11 protein-coding genes are annotated in these 17506 nt (G+C 54.7%); 1 reads left to right on the forward strand and 10 read right to left on the reverse strand.

The window, feature by feature from the left end; translation table 11 throughout:
• Nucleotides 1-5: 5 nt before the first annotated feature.
• From NTU47_13175 to NTU47_13195, 5 genes are all read right to left on the reverse strand, one after another.
• Nucleotides 6-965 (reverse strand): ROK family protein, encoded by a 960-nt coding sequence (locus tag NTU47_13175; GenBank protein MCX6134758.1) that lies wholly within the window; start codon nucleotides 963-965, stop codon nucleotides 6-8.
• 120 nt (nucleotides 966-1085) lie between these two features.
• The gene (locus NTU47_13180) at nucleotides 1086-2423 is read right to left on the reverse strand and encodes a YCF48-related protein (protein MCX6134759.1); all 1338 of its coding nucleotides are present in this window, start codon (nucleotides 2421-2423) and stop codon (nucleotides 1086-1088) included.
• A gap of 316 nt (nucleotides 2424-2739) precedes the next feature.
• Nucleotides 2740-5130, reverse strand: a complete 2391-nt coding sequence (locus NTU47_13185; GenBank protein MCX6134760.1) for a carboxypeptidase regulatory-like domain-containing protein — start codon at nucleotides 5128-5130, stop codon at nucleotides 2740-2742.
• 365 nt (nucleotides 5131-5495) lie between these two features.
• Complete coding sequence (locus NTU47_13190) at nucleotides 5496-8723, reverse strand: glycosyl hydrolase-related protein (GenBank protein ID MCX6134761.1); 3228 nt, start codon at nucleotides 8721-8723, stop codon at nucleotides 5496-5498.
• 110 nt (nucleotides 8724-8833) lie between these two features.
• Nucleotides 8834-9649 carry a phytanoyl-CoA dioxygenase family protein gene (locus NTU47_13195; GenBank protein ID MCX6134762.1) on the reverse strand — a complete coding sequence of 272 codons (816 nt, stop codon included), beginning with the start codon at nucleotides 9647-9649 and terminating at the stop codon, nucleotides 8834-8836.
• A gap of 232 nt (nucleotides 9650-9881) precedes the next feature.
• Here NTU47_13195 and NTU47_13200 point away from each other — a divergent pair, with 232 nt between their 5' ends.
• Nucleotides 9882-11090, forward strand: a complete 1209-nt coding sequence (locus NTU47_13200; GenBank protein ID MCX6134763.1) for a response regulator — start codon at nucleotides 9882-9884, stop codon at nucleotides 11088-11090.
• Between the two features lie 83 nt (nucleotides 11091-11173).
• Here the strand turns inward: NTU47_13200 and NTU47_13205 are convergent, their stop codons facing one another.
• From NTU47_13205 to NTU47_13225, 5 genes are all read right to left on the reverse strand, one after another.
• Nucleotides 11174-12274, reverse strand: a complete 1101-nt coding sequence (locus NTU47_13205; protein MCX6134764.1) for a hypothetical protein — start codon at nucleotides 12272-12274, stop codon at nucleotides 11174-11176.
• Nucleotides 12275-12407: 133 nt separating this feature from the next.
• Nucleotides 12408-14756 (reverse strand): bifunctional YncE family protein/alkaline phosphatase family protein, encoded by a 2349-nt coding sequence (locus tag NTU47_13210; protein MCX6134765.1) that lies wholly within the window; start codon nucleotides 14754-14756, stop codon nucleotides 12408-12410.
• Between the two features lie 2 nt (nucleotides 14757-14758).
• Nucleotides 14759-15613 (reverse strand): CDP-alcohol phosphatidyltransferase family protein, encoded by an 855-nt coding sequence (locus NTU47_13215; protein MCX6134766.1) that lies wholly within the window; start codon nucleotides 15611-15613, stop codon nucleotides 14759-14761.
• An 18-nt stretch (nucleotides 15614-15631) separates the two neighbouring features.
• Nucleotides 15632-16411: a phosphocholine cytidylyltransferase family protein gene (locus NTU47_13220; protein ID MCX6134767.1), complete on the reverse strand. Its 780-nt coding sequence runs from the start codon at nucleotides 16409-16411 to the stop codon at nucleotides 15632-15634.
• Nucleotides 16408-17466 (reverse strand): histidinol-phosphate transaminase, encoded by a 1059-nt coding sequence (locus NTU47_13225; GenBank protein MCX6134768.1) that lies wholly within the window; start codon nucleotides 17464-17466, stop codon nucleotides 16408-16410. Before NTU47_13225 ends, NTU47_13220 begins: the two co-directional genes overlap by 4 nt.
• Nucleotides 17467-17506: the final 40 nt, after the last annotated feature.

A 17506-nucleotide genomic window follows, 5' to 3' on the forward strand; every position in this document is an offset into this window, starting at 1 on the left:
CCGACTCACATCACCAGACCGGCGGCGCCGAGGAGCCCGGCTTCGTTGCCGAGCCGGGCGGGAAGAACACGAATGTCTTTTCGCAGCGGCTTGAGCACGTGTTGAGCCACGGAGTCCTGCACGGCGCTCATGACGAAGTCACCAGCCGCCGAGATTCCTCCCCCGATGATGCTTATTCTGAGGTCCATAATATTCATGACGCCGGCGAGAGCGACACCGAGCAGCTGCCCGGCTTCGATGAGGACTTCCCGGGCGAACTGATCCCCTTCGTGCGCGGCTTGTGAGATATAGACGGGTTCAATCTTCGATATGTCACCACCGACAAGCTGCAGAATCTTTGAGTCGGGATGAGCCTGCAAACGTTGAGCGGTTCGCTGGGAAAGATAACGCTGGCCGACATACGCTTCGACGCAGCCGACATTTCCACAGTTGCACTGTGGACCGTTGTAGGCGATCGACACGTGGCCGATTTCACCTGCGCCGCCTGTAGGACCGCGGAATATCTTGTGATCCAGGATGATCCCGCCGCCGACGCCGGTGCCCCAGATGACGAAAAGGAAATTCGGATACTGGATTCCTGCGCCGAATTTCGATTCGGCGATGGCCGCCGCGTTCGCGTCGTTTTCGATTCCGATCGTGAAGCCCGGAAAGAGGTTCACAAGTTCGCTCTTGAGCGGCACCTCATCCCAATCCACAAAATTGGGGGGCGCTTTCACAACACCATCATCGTCAACCACTCCGGGCGAGCCGATCCCGATGCCTTCGATATGCGCTCCATCTGCGTGTTGAAGGGCATCCTCAACCGCTGCGCGGATTTGCTGGATAACCTTTGCCGGACCTTCGCCCGCACATGTCGGAAACTTGTTGGTGTAGCGGATCATCCCATCGGGCAGGACCACTCCTGCCTTGATGGTCGTACCGCCCATATCGACGCCGATGACAGTTTTCGAATTCTCTTTGCCCATACGTAACGCAAGCTAAGGAAAAATCGCCTTGAAATAAACCCCGAAATGTCTCTAAAAACGGAAAAGAGCATTCATCCTTTCGGACAAATGCTCTCTCCTTTGCTTCCGATTTTGTCGATACTATCTTAGGAGGACCATCTTCCTCGTCATCACAGAAGTCCCGGCCCTCAGCTCGTAGAGATACACCCCGGACGAAAGCGACTCTCCGCGATCACTCTTTCCATCCCACCTTGCTGTGTACACTCCCGGTGTTCCCATCTCATTGACGACTGTCGCAATTTCGCGACCGAGCAAGTCATATATCTTGAGTGTCACGAAGCTATTCGCAGGTAGCTCATAGCTAATAACTGTAGTCGGGTTAAACGGGTTCGGATAATTCTGACTAAGACTGAATGCCTGAGGCACATCGTTATCCCGATCAGTTATTCCGGACACCTGGATACTGCCGCCACCATTGGTTGTCTTAAGAATTTTTCCACTGTCCCCTACTACCCACCCTTCATCAGCGCTGTACATATGAATCGACCAGAAGACCAGACGCGTGTTGGAAGCAAGGGGATGGGTCTGCCTCCCCCACGTGACTCCGCCATCAGTTGTCCGCAGGATCACAGGCCCGCTCACGACTCCGCCTACAGCCCATCCATTCTTGGTATCTGTGAAACAGAGTCCTTGCAGACTTGAACCACCCGGAGTCTGGTTCGAAATCTGCCAGGTAACCCCACCATCTGTTGTTCGAATTTTGGTTTCGACGCCGCTGATACCGCCAACCGCCCAGCCGTTGTTCTTGTCGGCAAAGACCACCCGTCTCAGTGGCTCCGTCATACTGCTTGTACCGTTTGCTGAGTACGAAGCTCGATAAACCTCGCGCCACGTTATCCCGCCATCGGTGGATTTCACGACTCCTCCATACTGACCAACGGCGAAACCTGTAAGCGTATCCGTAAAGTAAATGTCATTTGGTCTGGCAATGTTCGGTAAATCGACGGGTACCCAGGTAGCGCCTCCGTTCACCGTCCTGTAGATTCGCCCAGCGGTATCGGGAGAAGATGCCGAGCTCGCTACCCAACCGTGTTGCGGATCAACAAAGAATACGCTTTGTGGGTACACGTTCTGAAAGCTGCTGTCCTGGACTGCCCACGAAGCTCCTCCGTCAACCGTCTTCAGGATCACACCTCTCTTGCCGGCTGTGGAGCCGATCCCCCATCCGACACTTGTGCTGATGAATCTCAGCTTCGAGATGCTGAGCCCGCTGCTGAAGTTTTGCATCGACCATTGACCGCCGCCATTGGTGGTTCTTAGCAGTTGCCCTCCCCCGACTACGACATACCCCGTCTGGGGTCCGACGAATTGAACGTCATTGAGGTATGACACTGTAGGTGAAGTCTGCGTTGACCATTGAGAGAACAGCGAAGGAGATATTAGCAGAAGGAATAGCGCGGTGGTGCGTAGAGTATTCATGATCACTCCCTTTTCTCATTACATCGAAGATGTCACTTGACTCTATAGTAAATATACCCCCCCCCCCCCGAGATTGTCAATGCTTATCTGATTACATCACCTCCTAAACGCGAATACTCGGAGTTCCTCCTGAGATAGAGTCAATTCTCGATCCCGCAGCTTGTACGCGCCCTCCCTCTCGAACAAAAAGGGGTGTTCACTGGTTTCAGCGAACACCCTTTGAAGAAAAACATCACTCTAGTTGGATCGTGAATCTGCGCGATCGGCTTTAGACCTTCGCTCTATTGCAGCACACGATCGCGACCGTGAAGCGCAACTACTTCAGCAACACCATTCTCCTCGAAGCGACGAAGCTGGCGGTCTTCAACGTGTAGAAATACACACCGGAAGAAAGCTGGAAGCCGTGCGCATCACGTCCGTTCCACGTCACCGCATGAGTTCCTTGCTCGAGCAATCCTTCAACCAGTGTCGCTACTTTCTGGCCCAACAGATTGTAGACAACCAGAGATATGCGCTCAGACTTGGGCATGCTGAACAGTATTTGTGTTGACGGGTTAAACGGGTTCGGGTAGTTCTGCTCAAGCACATAGCTCTCAGGAATTACACCCGGCTCCTGCGCAACATCTGTGACAACAGCGTCGATGTTCAGCGAGACAGTCGATGCGTCAGCCGCGCCTGTCACCGCATCGTACGTCGGCGTGGCCGTTGCTGATGTCGCAGAGTATTCGACCTTGTCAACGGTCACGGAGTATGAGCCCGGTGCAAGCTCGGCGATCGTGAATGACCCGTCGGTATTCGTAACGCCGTATCCCGCCACCTGACCGCTTGCGTTGTCTACCGCATAGACCATCGACCCTTCGATCCCGGCCGCCGCGCTCAGTTTTCCCATCGAGCCGAACGATGTCGGCGTCGACGAAGTAACGTTCCCTCTGATCGACGCATAACCAGTGGAGGTTCTGAGCATCGGCACGACATAGATCGTGATACCTGCAACGCTGTTCCCGTCGACACTGATCCTAGTCGCGTCCTTCCAACGGTTCGTTGATCCGAGAACGCTATAGAACGACGGTACGTAGTGGCCAAGCGGAACTGCCAGCACAATATAGTCTCCAGGCGGGAGGTTCGCGAGAGAGTATGCGCCGAGCGAATCCGTGTCCGCCATGTATGCCTTCGGAGCTATGATCGTATCCCTGCCGACAGGACGCAACCGGTACGCAAGAACACGGGAGATCACTCCTCCGCGGCTTGTAGAATCAACCACGGAGCCGCTGATCTTGCCGAGTGCCAATGGATGAACCGGCTTCAGGGCAAAATTAATATTTGGTGCATCCGCCAGGACCTTGATGATGTCAGCAGACAGGAAATCGCTCCGATTGTTGTAGAACAGGCGATAGTAACCGGACGCGTAAGCCTGAACGATGTAGGAACCCTGCGGCAGTTTGAGGGAGTACTTGCCGAGTGAATCGACCCTGGTCGTATAGACATAGATGGAATTGCCATCAAGCCGGAAATCAAATGACTCAGTCGGATCCATTCCAAGTATTGGAGTACCGACACCGGGCATCGCACCGACAACGCCGAGACCGAATGATCGCATCTGTCCCTGATCGAACAAATCACGATTGTCGTCGTCTCCGGACCAATCATTGTCGCCCGGTCGTGACGAATTGAATCCGAAAGAAGACACTGCAAATGATACCCAGGCCCCCTTGACGGGCTTCTTCGCCGAGTCAAGAACGGCCCCGCTCACAGTGAAAATCGGGATCGTGGCTTTCGATCTGAGTTTGAAATTGACCGGCACGACGAGCGTGTCTTTCACTTCTATTGGTTTCGCTTTGTCGGCCGTGGTAGCTCCATCATACCACTGCTCAAGATAATTGCCCTTCAACGGCACTGCCCGGGCGCTGTACGTTCCGAAATCGATCTTTGAGATCGAGTACTTACCCTGGTTATCCGTCACAGCACTATATTCGAAATGGTTATCGCGATCGCGGCCATAGAGCCGAACGGTTACTTTCGCTATCGGCTTGCCAGACGTATCGCTGACAGTTCCGGCAACGACCCCGCTCGGTCCCGTCACAGAGATGTAAAACAGCTGACTTGCTTTTCCGCCTTTGGAAGAATATACGGTGACCTGGACCGTAGAGGTACCCTTCCGGTCAGGCGTCCATTTGATGAGGCCCGTCGTATCGACTGTCATGCCGGTCGGACGATAGGACAAATCGTACTTGAGTTTGGCGGTCGAATCGGAAGAGACCGCCTTCACGCGATATGTGTATAGAACTCCCACCTTTCCCGTTTTGACCGGCTCCGAGAGTATGCGAACAACGTCGACGCGCGGAATGCTGAGCATGACCGTTACAAGATTGCTCTTCATCGCGAAGCCGCTGTTCATTCTTGCTTCAACGTAGTACACATACATGGGCGGCACAACGTTGGTCGCCGGCGGCGAATCGATGTATTCGTTTCGCGTCGTCGAATCGATCCGGGTGAAACCGAGAATCGTCGTCAACGATGTCCGGTAGACAAGATAGTACCGAACCGAATCCCCTGCCGGCTTGGACCAGTTCAGTTGGACTTTTCCATCAGAACGCACAGAGGCGTTCAGCGAAAAGCCGGAGATTGTCGGCTGAGCAACGGCAAACGAACTTGCCCCCAGTCCGCAGACGACCAACAGCACCAGTAATACTGCTCCCCTTCGTATCATTGTTCGTGCGCCCCTTTCAATGATGTTTGTTGTAGACTGTCGACTACCGAATCCATTCATGCCGAACAACAAGAATCTCTGTCTGGTTCTTTCACTCAAGTAAGCTCTTCTCACGCCAAGATTTGTTGATTGCGGTCACACACCGACAGCCGCCTAACGACCGCGAAACTCCTACGAATTCAGACAAATCCGCTTCAAAAAAGTTTAGTGGGAAATCACAAGCATTTTGGCGAAAACCGGGCCTTCGGAGCATTTCTATTGAGTGCCCCTGTATCCGTTGCCGATCACGGCGAGGCGTGAGCCGCCAGCAACACGCAGCTCACGCCTCAGAGATACCCGCCAATTCACAAAGGTTGTTTGAACTTCTAGAAATACACTTTCAACGTGACGATCGACGACTTCTTTGTCGGGACTTGTACTGCGTTTTTCTCGAGCGGAATCTCTTCCTTGTCTGCCTCGAGAAAGTTCGAGAGTGTGACTCTTTTCGGCGGCCGGGGGAATGTAGCGGTTGCCGTCGATGCCTCACCTTTCGCGTCGTACCATTGGACAATCCAGGCGTCCCCCTCTTCCGCTTTCTTCAATCCCGTAAGAACCAGGTTTGCCGGAGTGAGTTGAACAAAGGACTGCTGCAACGGCAACTCCCCCTTGTGAATGTCTGACAAGATACCGATGAGAGGATAGTTGAACTCATACCCCCGCTGAACCGTATTCGCTTCACGCCAGGTTCCTTTGTGAGGATACAGAGAGTATTCGATGACGTGCTTTCCCCGGTCCGCTGTCGGATCGGGCCACTTCGGGGAACGGAGCAGCGACAGACGAAGAGTGTTTCCTTTGATGTCGTATCCGTACTTGGAATTGTTCAGGAGGCTGACGCCGTACGAGCCATCAGAGAGATCGGCCCAGCATCGTGCAGGAACCTCTACTTTGGCTTTCTCCCAGCTGTCCCGGAGCTGCGTCGATCTCTGGATCGTGCCGTACGGGATCTCGTATGTCGCAACCGTATCGCTCACGGAAACCGGGAATGCGACTTTCAGGAAGGTCTTGTCTTCCCACCAATCGATATCGTTCCTGAAGTCGATTCTGTCAATCCCGCTGTACAAGATAATGTCCTGTGTGAAGAACGAATTCGGAAAATCTTCGGTCGGAAAGTCCTTTTTTGTTCCCGGCTTGAGGTAGTCCCGGTACAGCCGCACGACCACCCTCACCGGTCCCTTTTCGATGACTTCGACTTTTCTCAATGTCGACGGATACTGGACGCCTGTCAAGCCCACGTTCCAGGCATCCCAGGCACTCGGGTAATCTGCAAGGAGCTGAAGTTCGTTTCCTTTGCCGCTCAATACTTCTTTGCCGTTCCGTTTGTCTATCACGCTCCTGAGCCATCCTGTTTTCTCATCAAGGGCCACCGCGAAGTACTGGTTCTCCAGTTTCTCACTCGAAACCATCAGACCGCTCGCAGCGGTGGAGGGCTTCTGTTTCTTCAACTGATACGTCTTGTAGCCCATCGACGGGATGTTCTGCGCAATGAAGAGCACCTCCCGCTCGTACCGTCCGGTCCGTACACTCTGCGAAGGAACCTCTTTGCCTGCCTCGTCAAAGACGGCATAGATGGTTTCATCTGCCTTGGGAAGCTTCATGGCAACGATATCCGTGCGAGTCCACGACAGCGGATTAAACACTACCACAGGGAGCGCATCGCGCATGGCCCCGGTATTGATGTGACGGGCAATATGCTGCAGAGATCCCTGCAGTTCATACTTTCCGATTTCCTGTGCCTCCTGGAGTGTTTCGGCCGCATCGATGTAGACCTCTCGAATGCTCGAACCAGGGAGGATATCGTGGAATTGATTGAAGAGGATCTTCTTCCATGCGTCTTCAAGAGCGTTCGCATTGTATGGCCTTCCCGAGAGACTGGCAAGGCTCGAGAATTTCTCAGCTTCGGTCAGGAGTACTTCATTTGAGCGGTTGTACAATTTCATCTTCGCCTGCGTTGTGAACGTCCCCTGATGATACTCCAGATAGAGTTCATCCTTCCACACCGGAAGCTCGCCCACCTTGTGTTTCTTGACCCAGTCCAGATAGTCGGCTGCATTTCCAAACTCGATCTTCGGAAAAATGTCGAGCTTCTTGAACTGATCGATCCGCTCCAACATGTCGAGCGAGGGACCGCCCCCGTGGTCTCCGACACCAAACAGCACCATCATCTTCCTCATGCCGGTGTTCGCCTCGAACTGGCGAAGCCAGTCAACGAGCTGATAGCCGTTTTTGACCTCGTTAACGTAATCAAACGGGAAGTAACTGAGGACGCGGGAGCCGTCAGGCCCCTCCCACCAGAACACGCGGTACGGAAATACGTTTGTATCGTTCCAGCCAATCTTCTGGGTGATAAACGCGTCAATACCTGCCTCACGATAGAACTGGGGCATGTTCCAATTGTAGCCGAACGAATCTGGATTCCAGCCGATCTTCACATCGACGCCGAGCTTCTGACGGAAGTAACGCTTCGCGTACAGAAGCTGGCGGGCCCACGATTCGCCGCTCGGGATGTTGCAGTCCGGTTCGATCCACATGCCGCCCATGATTTCCCACCGACCTTCTTTGATGCGCTGCTCCATGCGCTTGAAAAGATCAGGATAGAGCCGTTCCATCCAGTCATAGTACGCCGCTGAACTCTGAGAGTACGTCATGTCCGGGCGCGCATCCATGATGTTGAGTACGGAGGCGAAGGTGTTCTTGCACACTTCAATCGTTTCGCGTGATCGCCAGAGCCACGCGGCATCGATGTGCGCATTGGCGTCAAAGTAGATCGTGAATTGCTTGGCATACGCGTCGACTGGCAGGAGCAGCGACCTCGCCTCCTTCAGGCTGAATTCGAATTTCTCGAGCGGACCGTCGGACAACGACGAGAGGTCAATTCTCGCTGCCGTCGATTGCAGAAGGTCGTTGAGGCGCTTCTTCTCCGCTTTGTCCATCGTTGATTTATCCGTTCCCGGATCGACACGCTGGTTGGAACTTGTCTGGTACGTGTCGAAACTCAGCAGTTTCTGCCCGACCCGCAGACTGAGCGATAGGTTCTCAATCATCGACCGAATGGACTTCAGCGCGTCCGATGCGATCTGCGCGCGCAGAAGCCGGAGCGGGCCCCCGGTGTTGATCGCCTTGATGACGATAAGAAAACGGTCTCCCGGTTTGGCGTTGTTCGTCAGTTCAAATTCTCCGTCCCATGGGAAATGGCCCTTGCTCACGCCGTTCACCCAGAAGTGGCCGTAATCGTCCACCGACACCAGGAACTTCATCGGTCCTGTGATCGGCTTACCGAGGATCTTCGCCGGGAGAACTATTTCTTTCCGCATCCAGCAGGAGTCGGGGTAGATGTTTTGATTCAGCTTCAATACCTGCCAACCGGAATCATCGAAACCCGGCTTCGTGGGATCGCCAATGGGGTTGAAGGTCTTCAGGTCGGGACTTACCTTCCATTCATTGTAAGATGCGAGCGAGAGGGAATCGAGCGCTTTGACGAGCTTGTCAACGTTGGTCTGTGCCAGCACAGCCGCTGGTATGAGAGAACAGAAAGCAATTGTGCGGAGAAGTTTCATAACGGGTTCCTTGAAGTTCTATCTTGGTTTGAGACCGGGATCATACCGCTTCTTTGCGAGGGGGTGGAACGATCAGCCTTGAGCGTGGAATACGGTGCGCGAGCGTCTCCTCATGATCGCGAGTAGAGGAGCGGATTGAGTTCGCTTGCTGCCACTTCGCCGGGTTTCTGCCCCGGGTGAAACACTTCCATGTCGACTTTCCGGTGCTGGTTGTCGGGCTCCAGAATGCGCGTTCCATCGGCATAGTAAATAATCGTCATGACTTCTCTCCGAACGGAGCTTGAGTTCGCATGAGCGGAATGGAGCGAGCGGCCCGAATGGAACGTCGCATCCCCCGCTTTCAACGCATAACTGCACACCTGGCTGTTCTGCTCACGAATGACCTGCTCGAAGTACGCCTGAGATGTTTCCGAGATCGGCAGTTGTTTGAATGCGCTGTTGAGGTGCGAACCGAGCGCGAAACTCATCGAGCCCATCTCACGCGGGACGTCGACGAGGGGCATCCACATTGTGATCGTATGCTCAGTGTCCAACGGCCAGTAATAGAAATCCTGATGCCATGGCGTCGGCTTCCCGCCGGGTTCTTTGACCAATGCCTGATCATGGTACAGCCGGACGCCGCTTACACCCATCAACTCGGCGGCAATGCGGGCGAAGCGCTTCGCAACAACGAATCGCTTGACAGCTTCACTCTTGCGCCAGACGTTGGTCACCTGCGTAAACATCTTGCCATAATCGGCAATGCGCCCCTGGGGATCCCGCTCCCTGGCAACTTCATCCACAATTTCCAGAATGAGCGGACGATATTCATCGAGGTCGCTTCGGGACGCGACATTCGGCAGGAAGATATGCCCGCCGCGCTGATACTCCTCGACCTGCTCTCTGCTGACCGGGTACAACGATGAAAGAGCAGAAGACTGAGTCATGTCGTTTCCTTGTGGAGCTGTGTGCGTCCGAGAGCCGCCCGTTGACTGACGGTCAATATGGACAACCCACAAAAGAAAAGCAAGGTGAAGTTTCCCACACCCCTCTGCTGTGTGTTGCGCAGAGCATGATGTATGCGAGAGCGGTTCTCCGCCATCTTTCTTGCATTTGCCTCAACTCTTGTTTACTTTTTCCGTGGTTCAATGAGTACACCCCATCAACACCGGCCTGAGCATGAGCGAACTAACCCCCCGGGATGACATCAAGAAATCGGTGAGTGAGATTCTCAAGCGCGTGGATCGTTTGATCCGGGCGGGCGAGGTCGATCAGGCGATGCGGGAGATTATCCAGGCGAAGGACATCGATCCGAAGAACGTGTACATCTTCGCCTACGAGGAACGCATTACATACCTGAAAGAGGAGCACGAGAAGCACAAGCAGCAGGAGCAAACCAGGCATGCGGCCGAGGAAGCCGCCAGGAGACGGGACGGCGAGGCCAAGAAGAGAGCGGAAGAAGCGATCCGTCAGATCGACGAAGCCCGGAGAGCAGAAGCCGCCAGACAAGCGCGGGCATACTCACCCGGGGTGAGCCCATCCCCGCCCGTGAGACAAGAAGCGCGCCCTTCAATTGAGAAACTTGAACAGGAGCTGCGTGATCTCGAGGCGGATATTCAGAAAAAGGAGACCGAGGCACGCAGGCTGCAGCAAAGCGCTACCCCTTCACCGGAGCAGCTGGAGCAGTACCAGAAAGAGCTCGCCCGGGCTTGGGAGGACGGTGCCCTTACGCCCCTCGAGGAAGAACAGCTCAAAGAGCTTCGCATGCATTTGGGAATTGGCATCCAAGACCATAGCCACCTGACAAAAAGAGTTCAATTGGATGCCTACAGAACTGCGTTTCGTGGAGCTTGGTCCACGGGCGCCATCACTCCGGAACGGTTTTCCGACCTTGCCGACATGCGCAAGCGGTTCCACATCTCAACGGAAGAGTCCGATCGGCTTGAAGCTGAAATTCTCTGGGAAGCGCGGTCGGCAAGCCAATCTGCCACCTTGCTAATCGTTGATGATGATGTGAAACTGCTCAACCTCGTCAGCGACATTCTCCGGGAGGCGAACTACGTCGTGCGTGCATTTACCACTTCGGACGAAGCGTTCAAGTTTCTGAAAGAAAGCACTCCCGACATGATCATCTCTGACATCAACCTGGAAACCTCCACCATGGGGGGCTTCACATTCTACGAAAAAGTGCGCGAGATGGATCACCTGCAGAATGTGCCGTTCATTTTTCTCAGCGGGCTGACGGATGAAGTATTGATTCGGACGGGGAAAGAACTCGGCGTCGACGACTATCTCACCAAGCCGTTTTCCGACGAAACGCTGCTTGCAACAATTAAAGGAAAGCTGAAGAGGTTCAAGAAGCTTTCGCAGACATCGAAAAAGAAGTAGCAACCCCGCCTTGCAGGGAATTCCCCTCTTCCCTTGCCTTCGCATCCTACCCTCACGGTGAAGCACTCATGGACAACTGGTAGCTATCGCCCGAACACCCGCAGAGCCTCTTTGTCGAGCTTCGGAAGATCGTTATCTCTCCTGCACAACTCGCTGTACTTCTCAAAGAAATCTCCTGCCCCCTTGCGCACAGTCTCCGTCAACGCCGGTCGCCCCAATCTCTTTTCGATTTCATACGCGATCCGCAATCCCGCTGTAGCTCCATAGTTTCCCTCGAACGACCCGGAGAGATTCGAGTTCATGATCAGGTCCCGTGTCCTCCCAGGTGTTACCCCGGGTGATTGGAGTTCGAGCATTGCGCCATTGAGCTTTTCCACAGCGCGGGCGGTCACATCGAACCACTGCGGCGGAGGATCCTCCCCTCCGTCCCGGATCTCCATCGAAAGAAAGTACGCAATTCCCTCATTGTGGACGAGGTTCGCGAGTGCCGCCACAGGACTGTTCGCATCAAGATCACCGGATCGATATGCGCCATACACTGCGTGGAAACATTCATGAGCGAGAATGCTCAAGACCTGGATGAACTCCTGTTCGACGCCGGTTCCACGCATCAAACACCGACTCAGGTTCAGCACGATGACCTGTTCTCCCTGATCGCCGCCAACGAAGACAGGGACGTTCTCTTTCCACACTACGCGCCGGACAAACGCCGCGGCTTTTTCGTTCCCCATGGCGACCACGAAAACCGGGATCGAGACAGAGACATTCGCATCAGCCGGGAACAGCGAAGAAATCGTCGCAACTACGCGTCGGTCGAGACGCCTTCTTTTTGTCTCCGCCAGCAGTTTCTTCAACTCGCTCAGGCGAGTCACCGCTGTCTTCAGACCGTAGACATCATCCGGGCTGTTGTACGTGTCGCGCGCCAGTTCGAGCGCTCGCTCAAAATCATCGACCGGACGCACCGTCCGCGCGAGCAGACGGCTGGTGGCCGCAGCGATCTGGTTTCCCTTCTGCGCTGCCACCCTCCCTGCATTGCCGCTTCTCCTCTCGAAGAAATCGAGCATTTCATCCGTTGAAGAGTAGTCAACCCGGAGGGTGACATCAAAACGGGGATTGGTCTGCCCGCGGGAAAGAGACGGGAGAAAGAGGAAAAGCAAGAGGACCGCATGAATTATCGATCGCATCGAGTTTCTTAGAGACTGCATCCCGAGGAAACCGGAAAAGAGCTCACGCAAAGACGCAAAGCCGCCAAGAGAATAAACTGGAGGTCTTTTCTTTGCGCCCTTCGCGACTTTGCGTGAAATACCTTGCCGCGCCTCAGTCATCATCCTCCACGATTGACGCCCGGGAGAAAATGGAATACCGCGGAGCGGGCATCTGCGTTCCTTTGATGGAGCGCCACACGATCTCGTTGAATTCACGATCCGGGACCGCATCTTCGCGACGGAGATTGAACTTCTCCATCCGGGATTGCCCGTAGCTTTTGTCTTTGTTCTTCTCGCTCAGGTCATGCCGGGGTTGTTCAACGACGTACGGGGTCAGGTCGGGTTTCACGGAGAATGCGCCGAACATCGGAGTCGCCCCTGCGTCATACTGGCTCATCGGCGGGAGACCGAGAATCAACTCGATGCTCCGCAGCATCGATGCTGTGCTGTACAATGTATGATCCACGCCGCGTCCCTTCGTGTACGGGCTTATGACGAGCCCTACAGAGCGGTGGGCATCGACGTGATCGGAACCGTTTTGAGCGTCGTCTTCCACGACAAAGATCGCTGTCTCTTTCCAGTATGGACTTTTCGACAACCGCTCAACGATGAGGCCCAGAGCGTAGTCATTCTGCGCAACATACGCTTTGGGCGTCAACGCGCCTTTGCGCGTGCCGGCAGTATGATCATTCGGAAGGTGCATAATGCAGAGACTCGGGAGCTTTCCGTTCTTCTCGAATTCCGTCAGTTCTTTTTCCCACGCTTTGTAGCGATCGACGTCGGAGTATTCAAGGTCCCAGCCGCGATAGGAAGGCGAGAAATTCTTGCCGATCGCGGGATCGCGCGGCTTCGCCGGTTTCCCCCCCGGAGTCGCAGCATCGATGAACTCACCGAAGACGCGGAAACTCACGCCTTTCCGCGCCGCAGCGGTCCAAAGAAATCCTGCTTTCGGCCGGCCTGTTGGCTCCGTCCCTTCAAAGTCATACTCACCTCCCCGGCCGCCGTATTGAGTGGGCCACGTTTTCTCGACGTAGTCCGTGGCGTACCCCGCCATCGACCAATTGTGACCGTCTGCACTCACCTCTGAGTTCACGTAGAAATTATCCATCAGCACAAAGTCTCTGACCAGCTTGTGATGGTTGGGTGTTATGGACTCGTTGAACAGGCAGAGCGACGAATCGCCATTCCCTTCCGGCATGTCGCCAAAGACCTGGTCGTATGTTCGGTTCTCTTTAATGATGTAGAGGACGTGTTTGATGGGTGATGGCTGCCCAACCTCTTTCGGAATCGAACTCTCCCCTTCAAACGATGACTTCAGGAGAGAGGCTTGTTTGTACGGCGTATTTTGGAACACCTGTTGGCTGTATGCGTCCAGCTCTTTGGCTTCGGGATACTGGAAGATGGAGAGCGACCCTTCCATGAGGCCCCCGATGTACTCCCCCTTTGGATTCGCCATCGATCTGCTCCCTTTGCCGTTCATCACCAGGACAGTATTGTCCTTCAACAGCATTACTTTTGTCGGATACCAGCCTGCGGGGATGAACCCGAGCGGTCTCGGCTGCAGCGGGTTTCGTACGTCGACGACTGTCAGGGAGTTGTTGTCGGCATTTGCTGCAAGGATCGTTTTCCCGTCGCCGGAAAGACACACAGAGTTTGTCGTCGATCCCTCGGGAGCGTCCGGATGAATCGCTGTCCCCACCGAAGCGACGGCTTTCTTCTTCTGCAGGTCGAGAACCGAGACGGTATTATCGTTGGCGCATGCAACGTACGCGTATCGGTTGTCTTGCGAGACTGTCACTTCATTCGGGTGATCGCCTGTGAGGCACTCATAGACCTTCTTGTCCTTGTCGAACACCTCGACCTTCTTCGAGCTCCAGATTGAGACCAGAAGAAGTCCGTTCGCATCGAAGGTGCATGCATAGGGCATGCCGTCCAACCGGACGATCGTCTGCTTTTTCGTATTGAGATCATAATAGCGAAGTGTACTGTCTGCGCGGAAAACGATTGCAAGCGTGTTCCCATGCACGTCCAATCCGGCGGCGGCTCCCGCCTTTTTCAACTTCGGATCGATCAGCTGGATTGAGTCTTTCCCCGTCAACGTACCCTGCTCGAGGCGGAAGGTGTAGACGCAGTTCTGGTACCCTCCCGAAACAAAAAGCGTGTTCCCCTGAAACGCGATTCCCTGCCACGCATCCTTCAGTCGAATCGATTGCGTTACTTTCCTTTTCTTGATGTCCACGAGCATCACCTGCGCCTTGGATTGACCGCTGTGGAGTATGGCGAGAAGCGATCCGTCCTCCGAGAGCGCCGCATTCGCCGGGAAGTCACCAAGCGGGATCTGTTCTCCGGCGGGTGACAGCCACCAGCCATTCGGGAGGAGCATGCGGTTTCCTTGTTGACTAGGGACCTGCGCATTCAAACTGAACACGAAGACGAAGAGAAGAAGAGAGAGCGTTCGCATGGCTATCCTTTCAAAAGAATGGTTGGCCTTAGATACAATCGACGATAGAAGATAGAAACAAACATAATGGAATTCATAAGAAAAACGTTGAGAAGGAGATAGAGTTGAAGAGCGTTGAACACTGAGCAGAGCATCAGCAGGAACAGCTCTGTCCCGATGCCGATCAAGCCGGAGAGCCTCAACGCGGGCACATCAGAATACCAGCGGACCGCAAAATCCGGGCCTTGGTCTCCGCCGCTGCACCACCTGTCGATCCGAAGCATCAGTCGATCCTGCCAGCCGTAAATCACCTGAAATATCCGCTGGAGAGTCACCGTAAGGGCGTCCGCTGTTCTGTCTTCGCTGGTGATTTCTTCCGTAATCCTGTTGACCTGATATTTGTCTTCAAGGTGGAGGTACGACGACAGATAATAGACATGGTACGAGACGCGCAGCGTGATACCTGCGAGCCCGAGGACCGCGAGGATGATCATCCACACATTTCCGGTCGAGGTGAAGAGGACCCATCCGATGGTCCCGAACACCGCCAGGTTGACGACAAAATCTCCTATCGAATCGAGGAACCTGCCGATGCGCGAGTATTGCTGTTTCGCACGCGCCAGCTGACCGTCAGCCGAATCGAATACGTCCTTCAGCGTCACGAGCAGACCGGCGATCGCAGTGGAACCAGCTTCGTTGTGAACGTAAAGCCAGGCAGCGACCAAACCGACGATCGTCGACGCAATGGTTACCTGATTCGGCGTCACCGATGTGGGGTACAGAATCCAGACGATGAAGCCGGCGATCGGGCGAAGGAGATAGGTGTTGATGAGCTCGTCCGAGAGGTTGGATTTCAGGGTTTGCTTATAATCGTACATTCTTCTCCGGATTGGAAATCAACTGCTCGGGGGTGCAGGAGAGAATCCGGGACCGGCGGCCATCGCTTCAGCGGCCCGGAGATCATCAGGAGTGTCTATCTCCATGGAAGGGAATCTGCTCACATCGACGGCGTGCAGTTCAGCCCCTTCATCGATGAGCGCCTGAAACGAGGACTCGTAGAATTCTGTCCTCCCCGCTCCGGCACGCACCCGTTGCTCGATGACCTCAAACAGCCGTCGTGCGATGGATGATGAAAATACCTCGATGCCAATCGATTCGCCGAGAGTTTCGGCCAGCGGTACCGTCTTTCCAATCGAGAGGATGGTTCCCTCGTCACGGACCCTTACTCGTACTTCCTCTTCATCGTGCGTACCTTCGACCCTGACGGCGACCTTGTTTGACGCCTCCCGGCTCAGGAGATGAGGAAGAAGATCGGGCGAGAAGAGAATATCGGCATCGAGCAGCAGCAAGTCCTGAAGCGGCACAGCGGAGTTTGCCTTGTTCAGAAAGAACTCGCGCGCCATGAGCAGCGAGAACGCATTGTTCGTCGATTCGTATTTCGGATTGACGACGAATCGTATCCGGAGAAACGGAAACTGCTTCTTCACAAACGACCGTATGGCCTCGGCTTTGTACCCTATGACGAGCCCGATCTGGCTGATTCCCGCGGCTGCGACGTTTTCGATCACCCGTTGCAGGATTGGCTTCCCGCCGACAGCAAGGAGACATTTGGGATGACTATCGGAGAGCGGACGCATACGAGTGGCGCTTCCCGCTGCCAGGATAACCGCTTTCATCGCGCACCTCCCGGTGCACGATTGCCGTCAAGAAATTCCCCGAGTGCGGCAAGCAATAGCCTGTTCTGTTCCAATGTTCCCACTGTAATTCTGATACAGGAGATGAATTCGGGCTCGGTGAAGAACTTCACGGCGAGGTGACGTTCCAGGAGAAACCGACGAAGCGGTTCTTTCAGGTCAAGAGGGATTTTCACGAGCACGAAATTCGCGTCGGATTTGAAGAGTTGAAATCCTGCCTGCCGGCCAAAGAAATCCCCGTATGCCTTCCGGTCCAGTCGCATGGCGCTGCTGATGGTGCTGTAATATTCCGGCGAATCAAGAGCGGCCAGTGCCAGCGCCTCCGATATCCTGTTGTAGCCAAGATAGCGTGAGGCGAACCTGGTGAGCCGGGTCAGGCTTGTGCCGACTGCTGCGAAGGCTATGCGCGCACCGGCAAGTGCATAGAACTTCGAAAACGTCCTCAGCACAACGAGATTCCGGTACCGTTGGATGAGATCCGCGATGTGCTCGTTGGACGTATCGGCAAACCCCCAGTACGCTTCATCGAGAACGACGATGCTCTCCCGAAATGCTTCGGAGAGCTTCTTGAGATCGGCATCGGGAAATGAATTGCCCGTCGGATTATTCGGTGACGCGATGAGGACCACCCGGGGTGATTCCTTCCGGTACAGCTCCACGATCTCATCGACATCATAGTAGAATGAATCAGAGCCCTCCTTCAACGCGTAGGTAACTGTTTCGCCCCCGACCTCGGCTGCGACCTTCTGATAGTACCACCATGATTGGGCCGGGGAGAGTATCTTCTCCCCTGGACCGAGATAGCAGTGGACAATCTGCTTCAGCATATCCTCACTCCCCTCGCTGAGCAGAATTTGAGGCTCAGGGATTCGGAGTTCCGAGGCGAGTCGCTCCGAAAGCCGGCTCTTCACTCCCCGGGTGAAATCGCGCGAGTAGATGCTGAGCTCTTCGATACCGAGCTTCCGAAGGGCTTCGAAGCACTTCGGTGAGGGTCCGTAGAGATTTTCGTTGCGGTCGAGATAGATGATGTCAGGCATATCGGTCATTAAGTGGGCAATCAGCTGTCAGCGATCAGCA

The organism is Ignavibacteriales bacterium (assembly GCA_026390595.1).
In the GTDB taxonomy this organism is placed as follows: domain Bacteria; phylum Bacteroidota; class Ignavibacteria; order UBA10030; family UBA10030; genus UBA9647.

Excerpts from the sequence above, each read along its gene's own strand:
- NTU47_13175 (MCX6134758.1), bottom strand. The coding sequence starts at position 965 with ATGGGCAAAGAGAATTCGAAAACTGTCATCGGCGTCGATATGGGCGGT.
- NTU47_13180 (MCX6134759.1), bottom strand. The coding sequence starts at position 2,423 with ATGAATACTCTACGCACCACCGCGCTATTCCTTCTGCTAATATCTCCT.
- NTU47_13185 (MCX6134760.1), bottom strand. The coding sequence starts at position 5,130 with ATGATACGAAGGGGAGCAGTATTACTGGTGCTGTTGGTCGTCTGCGGA.
- NTU47_13190 (MCX6134761.1), bottom strand. The coding sequence starts at position 8,723 with ATGAAACTTCTCCGCACAATTGCTTTCTGTTCTCTCATACCAGCGGCT.
- NTU47_13195 (MCX6134762.1), bottom strand. The coding sequence starts at position 9,649 with ATGACTCAGTCTTCTGCTCTTTCATCGTTGTACCCGGTCAGCAGAGAG.
- NTU47_13200 (MCX6134763.1), top strand. The coding sequence starts at position 9,882 with ATGAGCGAACTAACCCCCCGGGATGACATCAAGAAATCGGTGAGTGAG.
- NTU47_13205 (MCX6134764.1), bottom strand. The coding sequence starts at position 12,274 with ATGCGATCGATAATTCATGCGGTCCTCTTGCTTTTCCTCTTTCTCCCG.
- NTU47_13210 (MCX6134765.1), bottom strand. The coding sequence starts at position 14,756 with ATGCGAACGCTCTCTCTTCTTCTCTTCGTCTTCGTGTTCAGTTTGAAT.
- NTU47_13215 (MCX6134766.1), bottom strand. The coding sequence starts at position 15,613 with ATGTACGATTATAAGCAAACCCTGAAATCCAACCTCTCGGACGAGCTC.
- NTU47_13220 (MCX6134767.1), bottom strand. The coding sequence starts at position 16,411 with ATGAAAGCGGTTATCCTGGCAGCGGGAAGCGCCACTCGTATGCGTCCG.
- NTU47_13225 (MCX6134768.1), bottom strand. The coding sequence starts at position 17,466 with ATGCCTGACATCATCTATCTCGACCGCAACGAAAATCTCTACGGACCC.